Here is a 16,553-nt window from a genome sequence, read left to right as displayed (position 1 = left end):
ATTAATCCCTTGGCCTCATCTATATATACCCCTAACCATGCTTTTTTTAGATTTTATAGATAAATTAATGCATCTATTTTATGATATTTTATCTCGACAAATGCCTTTCGGTTGCTCGAATCTATTTCCGTGGCTTGGAATCCATATTACCTTGTGGTTCAATCTTTCTTCAAATTGTGTTTTCGTGAAATTTTTGATGGCAATGTTCATGGTAAAGAAAATATTCCTAAAACAGGTGCATTCCTGACAGCTGCCAATCATGCTAGCTTTTTAGATCCGCCATTTATCAGCGCCATCATAAATCGCAGCGATATGTTTTATTTTGCAAGGAAAACACTCATGACATCAGGATTGCTTGGTTTTATTGTTAAAAGAATTAATACAATTCCGGTGGATCGAGATGCTGGTAGCGATATAACTGCAATAAAAAAAGTATTTAATTTGTTAAAAAATGGCCATGGTGTTGTGATATTTCCCGAAGGAGCCAGGTCTCCGGATGGCGAAATTCACGAAGCCAAACCAGGTATAGGATTGATCGCTTGTAAATCTTCGGTACCGGTGGTGCCAATGCGACTGTTTGGTACCTATGAAATCTGGGGTAGACAAAGAAAATGGCCTAGTATAAATGTCAAAGCCCATATCGTAGTAGGCCATCCGCTCCATAGTGCCATCTACGATCCTGGTCCAGAACATAAAAATAGATATCAATGTGCCACCAATAGAATCATGGAATCCATCAAAGCTCTGCAAGAACCAAAACAATTTCCATGAAATTTTTAACCAAATATATTTTTATTGAAACACTGAAAACATCGTTGGGATCATTGCTATTTTTTGTATTTATTCTATTGAGTGGTAATACAGTGAGAGACATACTGGATCTTGTTGCTGCCGGAAAATTATCCCTATTGCCAGCTTTTTATTTAATGTTAGCTCTATTGCCGGCGATAATTTCCTACGCCATGCCCTTGGGATTATTATCTGGAATATTCATGGTAATTGGAAGAATGGCTAGTTCCGGAGAAATTACGGCATTGAAATCTACAGGTTTGGGTATAGTGAAAATTGCCAAACCCATATGGTTTATTGCCATGCTATGTTCATTAATTGCTTTGGTTGTAAACTTTTATTATGGTCCACATTCCATTGAGATATATAAGCATGGATTGCATAATGCGGTGAAGACGAACCCGATGAAATTCATTACGCCGGGAACTTTTATCGATGATTTCCCAGGTTATTTAATATACTGCGAAGAGATGTATCACGGCAAATTTTATAATTTTCATATCTGGGAAATGAATGACCATAGAAAGATCACATCCTATGGGCGGGCAAGAAGTGGGATACTATCCTACGATGAAAATTCCGATTCGTTGATACTTGCACTGGAGAATGGCAATGTGGAAAAGAGACCGGCTTTGGCTCCAGAAGCATTTTATGAAAAATGCATGCCAATGATATCCTATGATAAGCTTTTTGTGCATCTTAGCCTTGATGAAATTTTTGGCCATGGCAACGGGCAATCTGAAAAAATAAGCCATATGGATTTATCAAAACTATTGAGTGCCAAGAAACAGGCTGATCTGGCCGATGACAAAGACCGAAGTTTTTCGATAAGCATGCAGTTACAAAAAAATTTGGCCATGGCCTGCGGGGTATTTATTTTAGCATCATTGGCCATGGCATTGGCATTCATGGTAAAAAGATCCGACAATTTTTTTCATTTTACCCTGACGCTGGGGCTTGGCATTGGTTATTACTTTTTTATGTCCTTGCTATCATCTGTCCATTATTTTTCCCACGGATATCTATTGGTTTGGATGCCGAATTTAATGCTTTTACCAGTGGTTTGCTGGTCATGGAGGATGGTGCTGAAGCAATAGTGGCTTTTTTTGTAAAATCCAATTGATAAGAGCTCTAACGCCAATCCAGAGGAAGATATGATGGAGCCATATGTGGCCGATCATGCCTGAGAAGATTGTGACGATTAGACCAGGTGCACCTGCACCTATGAATAAGGATTGGAGTGGAACATTTGACTGAACTAAATGGAAAAGGAAAAAAGATTCCTTTGGTTGAAAAATCTTTCTTTGTTGTGAAAATTCCATGTTGCGCCGAAAATAAATGTTTATATAATAAAAATATGAGCGTAGGAATTGGCGGAGGAGGAAATGTTCCCATTGATGGGTCCTATGTCAATGACGTTTTAGTAGATCCTGATAATACTACTGATGATATACAAAAGAAAAAAGCTACCGGTGATGCTCAACTCGGTGGACAGGTATTAAAAGTTGCTAGCCCCAATGGTGTAATTACTGATGGCTCTGGCAAAGTCGCTGGTTATTCCCCTACTCTAACGGCTGATCCAACTTTCACCACCGAAGATGGTAATTGGGCAAAGGTATTACAGGGCTTTGAGCAACATAATCGCATGCTCATCGGAAATAGTTCCATAACCGATAGTCAAGACGGTTATAATAATATGATGAAAGGCCTTGATGCTTCATCAAATATAACTCCTGGGACTCAAAATATGGCTACCATAGGTTCTTTGGCTGCTCAGGTGGCTATACTTATGACTAAAAATGCCTATTTACAAAAGTCCGTCGAGCGTGAGATGAAAGCCGAAATGACGCAGTTGCAATACCAGCTTGGAATGGATATTGCTGAAAAAATAAGAGAAAAAGGTGAAATGGAATTCAAGCAAAAGATGGTCGAGGCTTTTTCCTGTGTTGTTGAGTCTGGAGCTGGGATGATTTCCGAGCATTTTGGTCGTAAATTTGCCGAAAGTAATCTAACCCAAAAGGACAATGGAGTAGCCTCGGTCGATACCACAAATTCAGATACACCTAATACCCAAGATCCGACTAAGCCTCAAAAAATACCACTGACAGAACAGGAAAAAGCTCGGGTTAATATGGAAGCAGGCATGGCCAATGAAATGGGTAAAGCCCTCGGTGGCGTCGTGACCAAAACTGTTTCGGCTCATCTTGGTTTGGAAATATCAAACACGGACGCAGAAATTCGCGGCATGGAAACTCTTAATCAACTTGTGGGCAATATTATACAGAGCGTGGACAGCAGCATGCGCTCGGCCGATCAAAATATGCAAGCAGCCCTTCAATTATTTTCCCAAATCTGCAATATTCAGCATGATGCCATTCAGAACGTTATAAGATAGCGATTTACTGTATCTATGATAAATTTATTTGATATATATAAAGAAGTCATATATGCATTACATGTAGTACCCAAATTTTCTAATAAATTACTTCTTAATATCTTCGCTGTATGGTTAATTAATTTTTAGTTTTTAATATTACCAGGTATAGTTTTCATATCATTTGGATATTTATCTTAACTTAGATCTTTTTGTTAAACAATCCAAATTACATTGACCAATGGCACTACATGGACCGATCGACGAAAAAACGTCCGATGGAATGAATTTTTTCAAGCTATCATAGCGCCTTTGCATTAGGTATGGTTGCAGTACTTGTCAATATTTTTACTATCAACAATATGCAAAACAAAAAGAACGGTCAGCATTTCTTTAAATCAAACACCAACCACTCTTTTTTTAATATATTGCTATATATGCAGAATTAGGAATATCATTAATCACCAGTACTATCAACTTTACAGCCAAATGCAGATGCAGAAAATGATGAACTTGAACCATGTTCACCAGTAGCACGATTAAACCCTGTTCCCCAACTGCTTATTCCCTTTCCATCTTCAATAGCTTTCTTAATGCGAGCAAAAGCGTAATCACCACAACCTATGGCAGAATTTAAAACAAAACTATGTTGGTTCCCGATACTACTTAACCCAATAACTTCAGAAATCCTAGTAATTTTGCGCAATATTTCTCCAAAATTTAACATGTCTACATTAGAAAATTTATAGTCCACGGGACCAGAAGCTATATCACTTACTCCAGTAATCGACGCTATTAGTTGCATGTATATATACTTCCGCAGTAAATTGCTTACAGTTTGAACGCTTTCACGATTAAATACTACCTTAATAGCATTTCTTAATTTTTCTACTTCAGGGACTGATGGCAAAGTGCCAGTCAATATCCATTTTACTACATATGCCGACCATTTTGATTTTATTCTATCAGAATCGAATTCATAAAATTCAGATTTTTCATCAAGATTATCAGAATAGTTTGCCGCGTTGTAAAAAAATTCACCAAGCTTTTCAATTTGCTCCATACATAAGGCACCAACCCACAAGTATCCATGTACTGCTTTATTATTAATTTGCTCTTCAATTGTAACATTAAGCCATGAATCCTCTGCTATTAAATCTTCAGCACCATTAGGCTCTTTACAACCATACCAATTGTGTTTTATTTTTTCGAGCCAACCTTCCCAGGGATTTGCGCTGGCAAAATTAGCGGATGATATAAACATCAACATCAACAATAACTTTTTAATTTTATTTTTCATAGGAAGCAAATTTTCATATATTTAATAAATTATGTCAAGTTTTTTATTGACAAGAAAAATAAATTAATTGCCTCCTAACCCCTTAATAATAAAAATATTGTAAAACGGCATTCATTAAATGACAGCCAAATAAGCTAAAATAATATGCAGCAAAAATGATAAATTATAAAGATAATGTAAAAAATTTTTTTTAATTTATAGTTTGTTAATGCCCTTACTATCAACAATATGCAAAACAAAAAGAACGGTCAGCATTTCTTTAAATCAAACACCAACCACTCTTTTTTTTCCCTTTCAATCTAAACAATTTTCGCCGGCAGATAAATTACCCACCAAGGGAAAATAAAATACCACCACTCATATACTAAGTTCAATTTTCTTTGTCTTTGCAATTTTGCAAAAAATCTGGTGGGCGGCACAGGACTCGAACCTGCGACCTACTGGGTGTAAACCAGGCGCTCTAACCAACTGAGCTAGCCGCCCCTAGGGACCACAATTCCATTCGGCATCCTATCGCTGCGAAATTAAAAATTGATAAAAAATAACAATGGTACCTGACCGGGGACTCGAACCCCGAACCAATTGATTAAGAGTCAACTGCTCTGCCAATTGAGCTAGTCAGGCATCCATGACCTGAAGTACTAGTTTCGCCATGCAACTTGACAAGCATTTTCTTAATTGCATAATCTATTTGTCATTACTATATCATTACCAAATTTTATCATGGCCAGTCTTGTCAAAATTCATATCATATTATGGGCGTTACTTATGTGCTTCGTTGTTCCGGCAAAAGCTAATCATAAAACATTGGCACAAAAAAAACAAAAACAAAAAAATGTAGAGCATTGCCAAAATGAAATCCTAGTGCTCAAAAACAAAAACCATGAAGAAAATGATATCTGTGAAGCCTATAAACTGGACCAAAGGCCTAGTGCTAAATTTTACTTTGATCGACCAAGCAAATTTGTGGTGACCACCATAAAAGATAATAACACCCCTCAGGACAAAACTCCAGGTATGCTCGGATTGGGTGTTTTAGAAGAAAAAAGCAATGGTGGATTCACATTCATCAACCTATCATCTGACACGGATTCGCCAAAAAATGATAAATTTTCCATAGGCGTAATGCAAATAGATAGCAGCAATAGCTATGTGAATAATGCCAATCAATTTTATAACCCAAATTTCAATATTAAGACGAGAGCTCTAGATGATAAATAAAAACAAACGCTAAGAAATATAAAAAACAAAAAAATAAAAAATCCTATTAGCCTCTTTTGGATTGCATTTTCATTAAGCCCAATTAGATGTTTGGCGATGCTAAGAGCTGGTATAGTTGGCTTGCCAAATGTGGGGAAAAGTACGCTGTTCAATGCCCTAACTCGCTCCAGGAAAGCCTCGGCAGAAAATTATCCATTCTGTACCATAGAACCAAATATGGGTGTCGTAGAACTGCCAGACGATAGACTGGCCAGATTGGCCAAAATAGTCAAAACTAATAAAATTATACCAGCTGCTGTGGAATTCGTAGACATCGCCGGCTTGGTGGCCGGTGCTAGCAATGGCGAAGGCCTGGGTAATAAATTTCTCGCAAATATTCGCGAAGTCGATGCCATTGTACACATGGTAAGGTGCTTCGAAGATAGCAATATCATCCATAATATGGGCAGCATTGATCCCGTTCGAGACATGGAAGTGATAAATACTGAATTAATTCTGGCCGACCTTCAATCCATAGATAATCAAATTCAAAAAAATACTAAAAAATCCAAAAGTGGCGATAAAGATGCCCAAAACGCCATTGAATTGCTAAATGCACTGCAGTGTCATCTTAATGCTGGAAATATGGCCAATGGTATCCAGATAAAAAAAGAAGACCAGTCATTACTAAAATCCTTTAATCTGTTGACTAACAAACCGGTGATCTATGCGAAAAATGTTTCGGAAAATGGCCTCAGGGATTCCGGTTGTAAATCCCACATCGCTGCTGTGGAAGACTACGTTTCCAAGCAAATCAATGCCAAAAGCTGTATGATCTGTGCCCAATTAGAAGCAGATTTAGTGGATTTCTCGCCGGAAGATGCGGCAATCTATCTAAAAGACATGGCTCTAAAGGACACAGGCATAGATAATTTAATAAAATCAACCTATGATTTACTTGGTCTTGCTTCATACTTCACTGCTGGCGAAACCGAAGTCCATGCTTGGACATTTAAGAAAGGTATGAAAGCTCCTCAATGTGCAGGTATTATCCATGGTGATTTTGAAAAGGGTTTCATAAAAGCTGAAGTGGTGAGCTATGACGATTTAGTCGCCGCTGGCAGCTATGCTTCCGTAAAAGAATCTGGTAAATACAGGCTCGAAGGCAAAGATTATGAATTTCGCGATGGTGATGTGGCGATTTTCAGATTCAACCTGTGATGAAATTTTTCCTAGAAAAACCAGAAACACCTGTGGACCTATTGGTTATTGCCGGTGAGCATTCCGGAGATGAACAGGCTTCCCGTATCGTGGCCAAAATGCTTAAAAAAAATGATGCCAGCCATATCTATGCCATCGGTGGTGTCAAATTAAAGGAAGCCGGTGCAAAGCTATTGTTCGATTTGACAAAATTTTCCGTGGTAGGTCTGCTGGAAGTGGCTAAACACATACTGGTTTTTAAAAAATTATTACATCTTACCGTTGCCTGGATCAAGGAATACCGGCCAAAGGTACTATGCCTGGTGGACTATCCGGGCTTTAACCTAAGATTAGCCAAGGAATTATATCGGAAAAAACTTAGCAATAAAGCCGGTGGTAGCACATTTATCTATTATTATATCAGCCCTCAAATATGGGCATGGAAGGCTCGCCGTAGATTCATCATAGCTAAATTGATTGATTCATTGGGCGTAATTTTTCCTTTTGAAGCCAATTGTTACAATGACACAGATTTGGATGTGAATTTTGTCGGACATCCATTTCTAGAAGATGAATACAATCTAGGAATTGAATTCAGCCCATCGGCACCCATGTTGCTATTGCCTGGCAGCAGAGCCACTGCCATAAAACGCATTTTCCCGGTGATGTTACAACTGTTCCGGTCGGCCACAGCACAAAATAAAAAAGCCATCGTTCTCTACCCCAATGAAACTCTTCGGCAAATTTTATATGAATGCACAGTCAATCACCGCCTGGAATCTAGGATAGATTTTATACCGGTGGGTACCAATGTGTTGGCCAGCTCAGCATTGATGAGCTCTGGCACCATGTCGCTGAAATGTGCCCTGGCTGGCCTGCCAAGCCTAATAATATACAAAGCTAATCCGATTACATTTCTATTGGGCCGAAGGCTCGTAAAAGTAAAATACCTTGGCATGGCTAACATACTGCTCAACGAAGAAGCCATTCCGGAATTCATCCAAACGAATTTCCAGAAAGCGATACCATATATATCACAGTTTCACAGTCCCAAAATGATTGAATGTGCTAAAAATAACAGCGTTAGAATAAAAAACATACTAAGTGCCAAATCTGGCCATCCAGACAGTAGTCCAGAAAACTTGATTATGAAAAAAATATTCAGCAATACTGGTAGTAATAACCGAGAAAGAAGTACGTGATAGTGTAATTTTTGTTAATAATTTGTTATTATTGCTTGCATTAGTCTTTATTATTACGATAATTGCAAAAGACTTATCTGACTGGGGTTTGGAATGGGTAGAAATTTTACAAAAAAAGAATTATCTGATGGTTTACATGCAGAATTCAATTTACCACAGAGACAGGCTAAAAAAATCGTTCACTCGATTTTTGAACATTTGTCCAACGCATTGAAAAATAAGCGCAATGTGGAGATCCGTGATTTTGGGGTATTTCAGTTATCCATCCGGAAAAGCCGGATTGGTAGAAATCCAAATAAGCCTGAAAAGGACGTGGTAATACCAGAACGCGTAACTGTCAAATTTAAATGCGGCAAGGATCTACGCGAATATATAGAAAAAATACCAACGGACTACATAAAAGATTAAAAAATAATTAATATGGTCTCGCCATTGGAAGCCCATGTTACTTTGGTTCATCAAATCTGTTTTATAAATAATCTGAGTTGTTCACTGAATTTTTTAAGAAAATTTCCAGGAATGAATGCGATCTGTCTTGTAAGATAAAATATAATAACATATCTGTACTCTATATTAGGGATGATCATAGATTCTCAAAAAAAAGCAAATGTTTTGACAATGAACCATGAAAAGCATAGCGTATTTTTTGCTTTAATGGATTATAAAACCAAGATAATAGATCTTACAATAGATCTATTGTCTTTCATTGGAGAGATCAGTATATCGCTGATAAAATTTGTTTGCTGTAGGTTAAAATTTCGAAAAAATGATTTTTTACAATTACTTCAACAGACCGGAGCCAAAGCATTGCCCATTGTGACATTGATAAGTTTTCTGGTGGGATTGATCATATCCTTTGTCAGTATCATTCAGTTAAAAACCTTTGGAGCTAGCATATATGTGGCCGATCTGGTGGGCCTAGCCATGACAAGAGAGATGGGGTGCCTTATGGTTGGCATTATAATGTCTGGTCGAACCGGCGCAGCATTTGCTGCAACCATTGGAAGTATGAATGCCAATGAGGAAATCGATGCGCTGAAAACCTTTGGCATTTCGGTCATGGATTTTTTGATAGCTCCAAGGATTATAGCCATGACATTGATGATGCCATTTTTATGCGTATTTGCTGATTTTTTTGGCATAATCGGCGGTCTTAGCGCTGCCCTGCCATCCATGGATGTGACCATAGCAAAATATATTTCCCAAACCCAACATGCTGTATCTATGCGAGACGTGCTCATTGGCATAGTAAAATGTACCACCTTTGGTACCATTATTTCAGCCACCGGATGTTTTTATGGTCTTAGATGTGGAAGAGATGCTGCTTCGGTGGGTTCAGCTACCACTGCTTCGGTGGTGGCCAGCATAACGTTCATCATAATTGCTGATGCTATTTATGCCATGCTTTTATCTCTGTTTGGTATATGAAATACTAATTTGACTTATCGATCCAAAGATAGCTTTTCTTGGTCACAAGTTCTTCTTTTTGTTTGGAGTATATCACAATTTTCCATGCAGTTAAATTCTTACGGAGATTGCCATCATCTGAAATTTTGAAATATATCTCATTTAATCGCTCATCGAACTTGCAATCTATTGGGGAGCTATACACTATCTCCTGTTTATCATCCGATGCAAATAAACATCTTATTTCTATCGATGAACCCGAAGGTAGGGTTTTGACACTGGTATTCAAACCGATTACAAAATACAATCCACCTTTTTCGCCACCGGTGGGCAACACGCACAAGTGTTCCTTGGGCTTCGATTTTTTGAAAATATCAATAATTCGAAGAAAATCATTTTTATGCTTTTCTTTTATTAACACATACCTGATTTTCGCGTCATCACAAACCAAATTATGACGACAACTGCAGGAACACATCAACGCAGACAACAATATAATTATAACTCTTGAAATCATCGGATGATGAGTGTATGCATTTGTGTTAAAAAGACAATTTTATGTTTCTTTTTGTAATTTATATTTTCAAAATTGCCTTAGATGAATACTTTAATAGGCATTATCCCATGCAAAATTTAAATGCTTTTGATCGCGCAGAATATGTGGAATCCAAAAAGGAACCTGATTCCAATCCCTTTGTTAAAATACCAATGATGGAGGACGAAAGAAGCGCGTTGTTACTGAAAAAAAGTGAATCCTGTTATTTGATGCTCAACAAGTTTCCCTATAATGCTGGTCATCTCCTTGTGGTGCCATTTAGAGTGGTCAATAAATTGGATTTACTTTCACCAAAAGAACGTGCCGATATTATTGAAATGATAACCTTGGGACAGATAATCTTACAAAAGGCACTGGCTCCGGATGGATTTAACATAGGATTTAATCTTGGAGCTGCAGCCGGAGCAGGTATTCCGCAACATCTTCATTGCCATATAGTTCCTAGATGGACTGGGGATACAAACTTCATGACTGTGCTGGACGAAATAAGAGTTATTAACCAATCGCCAGAAGAAATATGGGCAAGACTAAAAAAATTTGTATAATGGCATCATGGGAAAATATTTAATAGCAGGGAATTGGAAGATGAATAAATCCGTGACAGAAACGGATTTATTATGTAATGAAATTTTAAAATCGATGCCAACTGTGATCCATACAGAGGTGGTGATATGTCCACCATTTACTTCGTTGGGTACCGCTGCTTCGATTTTAGCAAAAAAAACAGAAAAAATTCATCTGGGCGCTCAAAATCTATATCCCCAGGATTCTGGGGCGTTTACCGGAGAAATATCTCCGTCAATGATCCATGACATTGGGGCTAGCCATGTGATCCTTGGTCACAGCGAACGCCGTGAGTTGTTCAATGAATCGAACCAGTTTATCAATGCAAAAATAGTTGCGGCATTGAACCATGGTCTAATCCCCATAATCTGCATTGGAGAAACCGAGAAAGAACGAGAAAAGAACGAGACAATTGAGCTAGTTTCTTCCCAGGTGAAAGAGTGTTTACAGGGTATCGAAAATCCACAGGTGGTCCTGGCCTATGAACCAGTTTGGGCCATTGGTACTGGCAAGACTGCCACACCCAAGATGGCCCAGGAAGTCCATGGTCTGATCCGGAAGCTTTTGATAGAAAAATTTGGTGACAACGGAAGAACAATAAAGATTTTATATGGTGGTTCAATGAAACCTGAAAACGCTAAAGAGCTTCTATTGGAAGATGATATAAATGGCGGACTAATCGGTGGAGCTTCGCTAAAATCCGAGACTTTCATTGAGCTAGTCAAAATTGCCGAAACTATTTAATATTATGTGGCTTGAAAAATCATTTATAACACCAAACTTGTCCATGCCATATCATGGACAGTTTACTGAATAGCATAGATTCGCCATCGAGATTGAGGTCACTAAATATTAAGCAATTAGGCCAGCTTTCCTTCGAAATAAGAGAAAAAATATTGGAAACTACAAAAAAAAATGGAGGACATTTGGCATCAAATCTTGGTATCGTCGAATTGACCATAGCCATCCATAGAGTATTCGATTCACCAAAGGACCAAATAGTGTTTGATGTGTCTCATCAATGCTATGCCCATAAACTTTTAACTGGTAGAAATAACGACAAATTTCTAAAAATAAGGCAAAGCCATGGTTATTCAGGATTTTGTTCTCGCCAGGAAAGTGCTCACGATGTATTTACCTGTGGACATTCGGGTACGGCCCTTTCCTCGGCCATTGGACTGGCGGTGGCAAAAAAAATTCACCAAGACCAGGGCTATGTGATAGCGGTCCTGGGAGATGCATCTTTGACCAATGGCATAACTCTTGAAGGGCTTAATAATGTTTCTTTGGCAGCTGGCACACTCATTGTGGTGCTCAATGACAACGGCTATGCCATAACAGAAAATGTTGGTGCCATTGCTAATTATCTCAATAGTATGGCGCGTAGTGTATGGTATTTGAAGCTTAAAAATTTAGTAAAATCTTTCCTTCGGGCCTTTCCAGGCGGAAATTCGACAGTGGATTGGTTTGCAAAAATTAAAAGAGTTATCAAAGGACTAGTTATTCCATCAACTTTATTTGAACATTATGGGCTAAAATATCTTGGTCCCATAGACGGTCATAGCATACCAGATATCATTGAAAATTTAAAATTTTGCAAAAAATCCACGACTCCGATCTTGCTTCATGTAAAAACCCAAAAAGGTCGGGGATTACAGCAAGCCATTGATAATCCTACTAGTTTTCACGGACTATCGCCGGACACTCCGGTAAAATCCCATGGCAAAACTTCCTACCAGGAAATTTTTGGATTGGCAGCTATCAAATTGGCCGAGGCCAATGAAAATATAGTTGCAATCACTGCTGCCATGGCCACTGGCACAGCATTGGATAGATTCAAAGATAGATTCCCGGATAGATTTTTTGATGTGGGCATAGCCGAAGAACATGCAATTACCTTTGCTGCTGGACTATCAAGAAATGGATTACTGCCTCTGTGTGCCATATATTCGACTTTTCTTCAAAGGTCATTGGACAATATAATTCACGACGTTGCTTTGCAAAACCTTCCGCTCATATGTTGTGTGGATAGAGCCGGGCCTAATCCTGGCGATGGCCCAACTCATCATGGCCTCTTCGATATCGCCTATCTAAAATTCATACCAAATATAATAATTTTACAACCAAAGGATGGTAATGAACTCGTGCAAATGCTATTCTCTGCCATTAGATGGAATAAACCTTGTTTCATTCGCTATCCCAAAGCCGAACTAGACGCATGTTCCATAAATTGGACTCCAGACATTATGGATGTTGGTACAGCAGAGATAGTTACCAAAGGAAGCGATGTGTGCATAGTATCCTTAGGAAGCATGTACAACACCGCATGGACATTGCACGAAAACCTATCTTCATCGCATATCTCCTGTACCATCTTAAATGCAAGATTCATAAACCCCATTGATGAAAAATTAATACTCGAAATGGCTAGTAACCACTCTCTTATGGTCAGTTTAGAAGACCATACAATGAAAAACGGTTTCGGGTCATCCTTGGCAGAATTGCTCTGCATTAATGGAATATCCACACCCATAAAAATCTTTGGCTGGCCCAATGAGTTTCTAGAACATGCCACATCCACAGAATTTTTGGCCACAAAATATGCAATGACACCGTCAGCTATGATAGATGAAATAAAAAAAGTTCTGAATAAACGGTAGATATGTTATTGTCAATCAGAAGCTAATAAAAAGCAATCGTCATTACAATTATTTTACATTGGCAAATTTGTAAAAATAAATATACTTGATTTGGTATTTATTGGATTGGGAATGACTAAAGAATTAAAAAAATCTGACGTTGGTGAAAGCAATAGCACCAAAGATATTAAAGAAGTATTTTTTATAGATAGCAGTGTTGATGAGTTTAAAATTTTGATAAAGCGGCACCTGAATTGTACTTTGGCAAGGGAACCATCATCAGCCACAAAGCATGATTGGTGGGTGGCATCCTGCTATGCTCTACGAGATAAAATTCTAGATAGATTCATAAAAACCCAAATCGTACATCACAAAGCTAATACGAAAAGGCTATATTATTTATCTCTGGAATATCTGACAGGCCAGCTATTTATCAATAATTTACATAATTCTGGAGCATTTGAAAATCTATCCACTGCGCTCAAAGAGTTTGGCCAAGACATAGAGGAAATTTCCAAAGAAGGTCCGGATCCCGGATTGGGTAATGGAGGCCTTGGCCGACTGGCAGCTTGTTTTCTGGATTCCTTAGCAACACTGAATTATCCGGCAATTGGCTACGGCATCCACTATGAGTTTGGACTATTTAAGCAGGAAATAATAAATGGACAGCAGGTAGAACGTCCAGACAGTTGGATGGCTTCCGGTGACAATCCATGGCAAATAGCTCGGCCAGAAAATGCCCAAAGGGTGAAGCTATACGGTCGAGTAGAAAGCCATTTTAACGAAAAAGGCGATTGGGAGCCTAGATGGATAGATACCAGAGATGTGGTTGGAATTCCCTGGGACATACCGGTGGTTGGCTATGGAGCAGAAACCGTAAATTTTCTAAGACTATGGGAATCAAAGGCTACCGAGGATTTTAATTTAGACGAATTCAACCGTGGAGATTACATCGATGCCGTTCATGGTAAAGCCGTCGGTGAAACGATCTCAAAGGTATTATACCCCAATGATTCCACCGAGCAGGGCAAGGAACTACGACTTGTACAACAATATTTTTTTGTGTCCTGTTCCATAAAAGATATTTTGCGTCGGTATAAAAATGCTCATAGCGGTTGGCAGAATTTTGCAAAAACAACGGCAATTCAGCTGAATGATACCCATCCTGCTGTGGCCGTGCTAGAGCTTATGCGCCTATTGGTCGATAGAGAAGGCGTTGATTGGGATATGGCCTGGCAAATGTGCCAATCTGTTTTTGGCTACACCAATCACACATTGTTGCCCGAAGCGTTGGAAACCTGGAGTGTTGGGTTATTTAAAAATGTACTACCAAGACACTATCAAATAGTCTGTGAAATAAACAAAAGATTCCTCGAAACCGATGTCCAGAAAACCTGGCCCAATGATGATCAAAAGAAACGCGATCTATCCATAATATCTTCCGGTGATAACCAGGTTATACGCATGGCCTATTTGTCAGTGGTGGCTTGTCATTCGGTAACCGGTGTGGCAGCTATGCATAGCGATCTACTTAAGACCCAGCTATTCAAGGATTTTTATCAAATGTATCCGGATAAATTCAATAACAAGACCAATGGAATAACTCCGAGGCGCTGGTTGAAGCTATGCAATCAGGAACTTTCGGCATTAATAGATTCAAAAATTGGAAAAAATTGGACCACAAACTTGGATAAACTGCGACTATTGGAGCAATTTGCCGGGGATACAGAATTTCAAAACGAATTTCTAGAAATAAAGCACAATAACAAGGTTAAATTGGCAAAAATAATCGAAGAGCTGTGTGGCATAACGGTTAGTCCCTATGCTGTATTTGATGTGCAAATAAAAAGATTACATGAATATAAGCGTCAACATCTTAATCTGTTGCATATCATAACCCTTTATTATAGGTTGCTGCACAGTCAGACGGATATCCATCCGACAGTATTTATTTTTTCTGCCAAAGCTGCACCTGGCTATAGAATGGCTAAGACAATAATCCATGCGATAAATGTCGCTGGAAAATTGATAAACAATTGCGTTACTATAGATAATAAAATCAAGGTGGTCTTCATCCCTAACTACTGCGTCAGCCTGGCGGAAAAAATAATACCAGCAGCAGATGTCTCTGAACAGATCTCCACGGCGGGCAAAGAGGCCTCTGGTACCGGCAATATGAAATTGGCTTTGAATGGTGCCTGTACCATAGGAACCCTCGACGGAGCGAATGTGGAAATAAAAGAAGAGGTGGGAGATGAAAATATTTTTATTTTTGGAAAAACCGAAGCCGAGATTGCTAACCTTCGGCAGCAAGGTTATAATCCATGGGATTACTATCATTCCAATGGCGAACTAAGAGCCATTCTCGACTGGATGAGATCTGATTTTTTTCAAATCAATCATGGATCGAATCCTATCAAAGAAGTGGCCGAAAATTTATTAAACAATGGTGATCCATTTTTTGTTTTGGCGGATTATGAAGATTACTGCAAAACCCAAAAGCTTATAAATAAAACCTATAGCAATAGACAAGCCTGGGCAAAAATGGCCATCTATAACACCGCCAGAGTTGGAAAATTTTCTAGCGATAGAACGATAATGGAATATGCCAACGACATATGGGCACTTTCTCCATTAAAAATAGGAAAATAATTAATTAATAAATATGGGTTTTAACGAAACGAGGCAGTTAAAATGATTATCTCGAAAATTATACAGATTATTTATCTGATTGTTAACAAATTGGAAGAAGTCACTGGCATCCTATTAAAACGCTTGCTAATTGCTTCATTGGCAGCAATTAAACTTACCATACCGCTGGTTGGCAAAGTGGTAAAATACATTGGCCATCTTGGCAAACAACTCCTAATGAATCTACTTTCTTTTTTAAAATCCATATTCAAATTCATCCTAAATATTACCATTAAGATTTCAAAAAATGCCAAGCCATTTGCAACTTTTCTTATCAAACAATTATATGAATTATTCCGAAAGTACATACGTTTGGCGTCGATTTTTCTGTCAAACATCTCCAGATTGCTGGTGGAAGTAACGGCCACGGCCATTTATTTTTTCGTTGTTCAACTAGAAAAAATATTGTCAAAGTCATTTCATATGGCCAGAAATTGTAGTCCATTGTTATTAAAAGCATTGGCATCAACCATTTCACCAGTTGTTATTTACTTCAAAAAAATATTTTTCTATTCATCCGTTGCCGGACGAAAGTTTTTTAGTTATTGTTTTAATATATGCAAAAATTTTGTAGACTTGTTGGCAAAAATTTCAGCCAAGACCTTAGCAACATTGATTATTTACTATAAAA

Annotated in this window: 15 protein-coding genes and 2 tRNA genes; 13 read left to right on the top strand and 4 right to left on the bottom strand. The window is 38.2% G+C overall.

Annotated features, from left to right (window positions below; translation table 11 throughout):
• Positions 1-129 precede the first annotated feature (129 nt).
• From LBH49_00775 to LBH49_00765, 3 genes are all read left to right on the top strand, one after another.
• Positions 130-771 (top strand): 1-acyl-sn-glycerol-3-phosphate acyltransferase, encoded by a 642-nt coding sequence (locus LBH49_00775; GenBank protein MDR0351172.1) that lies wholly within the window; start codon positions 130-132, stop codon positions 769-771.
• Positions 768-1,886 carry an LptF/LptG family permease gene (locus LBH49_00770; protein MDR0351171.1) on the top strand — a complete coding sequence of 373 codons (1,119 nt, stop codon included), beginning with the start codon at positions 768-770 and terminating at the stop codon, positions 1,884-1,886. The genes LBH49_00775 and LBH49_00770 overlap by 4 nt, the downstream gene beginning before the upstream one ends.
• 143 nt (positions 1,887-2,029) lie before the next feature.
• Positions 2,030-3,184 (top strand): hypothetical protein, encoded by a 1,155-nt coding sequence (locus LBH49_00765; GenBank protein MDR0351170.1) that lies wholly within the window; start codon positions 2,030-2,032, stop codon positions 3,182-3,184.
• A gap of 436 nt (positions 3,185-3,620) precedes the next feature.
• On the opposite strand, the gene LBH49_00760 is transcribed toward LBH49_00765, so the two are convergent.
• From LBH49_00760 to LBH49_00750, 3 genes are all read right to left on the bottom strand, one after another.
• Entirely contained in the window at positions 3,621-4,463 is an 843-nt protein-coding gene (locus LBH49_00760; protein ID MDR0351169.1) for a hypothetical protein, read from the bottom strand.
• 406 nt (positions 4,464-4,869) lie between these two features.
• A tRNA-Val gene (locus LBH49_00755) sits at positions 4,870-4,946 on the bottom strand.
• Between the two features lie 65 nt (positions 4,947-5,011).
• A tRNA-Lys gene (locus LBH49_00750) sits at positions 5,012-5,087 on the bottom strand.
• Between the two features lie 99 nt (positions 5,088-5,186).
• On the opposite strand from LBH49_00750, the gene LBH49_00745 reads away from it, so the two are divergent.
• The 5 genes from LBH49_00745 to LBH49_00725 all read left to right on the top strand — a co-directional run bounded on the left by LBH49_00745 (position 5,187) and on the right by LBH49_00725 (position 9,493).
• Positions 5,187-5,684: a hypothetical protein gene (locus LBH49_00745; protein ID MDR0351168.1), complete on the top strand. Its 498-nt coding sequence runs from the start codon at positions 5,187-5,189 to the stop codon at positions 5,682-5,684.
• A gap of 96 nt (positions 5,685-5,780) precedes the next feature.
• A complete protein-coding gene (gene ychF / locus LBH49_00740; protein MDR0351167.1) occupies positions 5,781-6,884 on the top strand; it encodes a redox-regulated ATPase YchF in 1,104 nt (367 codons plus the stop codon).
• Positions 6,884-8,065 (top strand): lipid-A-disaccharide synthase, encoded by a 1,182-nt coding sequence (locus LBH49_00735; protein MDR0351166.1) that lies wholly within the window; start codon positions 6,884-6,886, stop codon positions 8,063-8,065. Before ychF ends, LBH49_00735 begins: the two co-directional genes overlap by 1 nt.
• Before the next feature lie 93 nt (positions 8,066-8,158).
• Entirely contained in the window at positions 8,159-8,473 is a 315-nt protein-coding gene (locus LBH49_00730) for an integration host factor subunit beta (GenBank protein ID MDR0351165.1), read from the top strand.
• Positions 8,474-8,644: 171 nt separating this feature from the next.
• Positions 8,645-9,493: an ABC transporter permease gene (locus tag LBH49_00725; GenBank protein ID MDR0351164.1), complete on the top strand. Its 849-nt coding sequence runs from the start codon at positions 8,645-8,647 to the stop codon at positions 9,491-9,493.
• Between the two features lie 4 nt (positions 9,494-9,497).
• Here LBH49_00725 and LBH49_00720 read toward each other — a convergent pair whose 3' ends face one another.
• Complete coding sequence (locus LBH49_00720; protein MDR0351163.1) at positions 9,498-9,989, bottom strand: hypothetical protein; 492 nt, start codon at positions 9,987-9,989, stop codon at positions 9,498-9,500.
• Between the two features lie 107 nt (positions 9,990-10,096).
• Here LBH49_00720 and LBH49_00715 point away from each other — a divergent pair, with 107 nt between their 5' ends.
• The 5 genes from LBH49_00715 to LBH49_00695 form a co-directional block, all read left to right on the top strand.
• The gene (locus LBH49_00715) at positions 10,097-10,573 is read left to right on the top strand and encodes an HIT domain-containing protein (protein MDR0351162.1); all 477 of its coding nucleotides are present in this window, start codon (positions 10,097-10,099) and stop codon (positions 10,571-10,573) included.
• Between the two features lie 7 nt (positions 10,574-10,580).
• Positions 10,581-11,336, top strand: coding sequence for a triose-phosphate isomerase (tpiA, locus tag LBH49_00710; protein ID MDR0351161.1), 756 nt, complete (start codon positions 10,581-10,583; stop codon positions 11,334-11,336).
• 53 nt (positions 11,337-11,389) lie between these two features.
• A complete protein-coding gene (gene dxs, locus LBH49_00705; protein ID MDR0351160.1) occupies positions 11,390-13,252 on the top strand; it encodes a 1-deoxy-D-xylulose-5-phosphate synthase in 1,863 nt (620 codons plus the stop codon).
• A 111-nt stretch (positions 13,253-13,363) separates the two neighbouring features.
• The gene (locus LBH49_00700; protein ID MDR0351159.1) at positions 13,364-15,883 is read left to right on the top strand and encodes a glycogen/starch/alpha-glucan phosphorylase; all 2,520 of its coding nucleotides are present in this window, start codon (positions 13,364-13,366) and stop codon (positions 15,881-15,883) included.
• A 42-nt stretch (positions 15,884-15,925) separates the two neighbouring features.
• Positions 15,926-16,553 (top strand): hypothetical protein (locus tag LBH49_00695; GenBank protein ID MDR0351158.1); only part of this gene is annotated, 628 nt, incomplete at its 3' end.

This window comes from Puniceicoccales bacterium, assembly GCA_031255005.1.
In the GTDB taxonomy this organism is placed as follows: domain Bacteria; phylum Verrucomicrobiota; class Verrucomicrobiia; order Opitutales; family LL51; genus JAIRTH01.
Note: the sequence above shows the minus strand (reverse complement) of the source record. Positions and strands in the feature narration are given on the sequence as shown.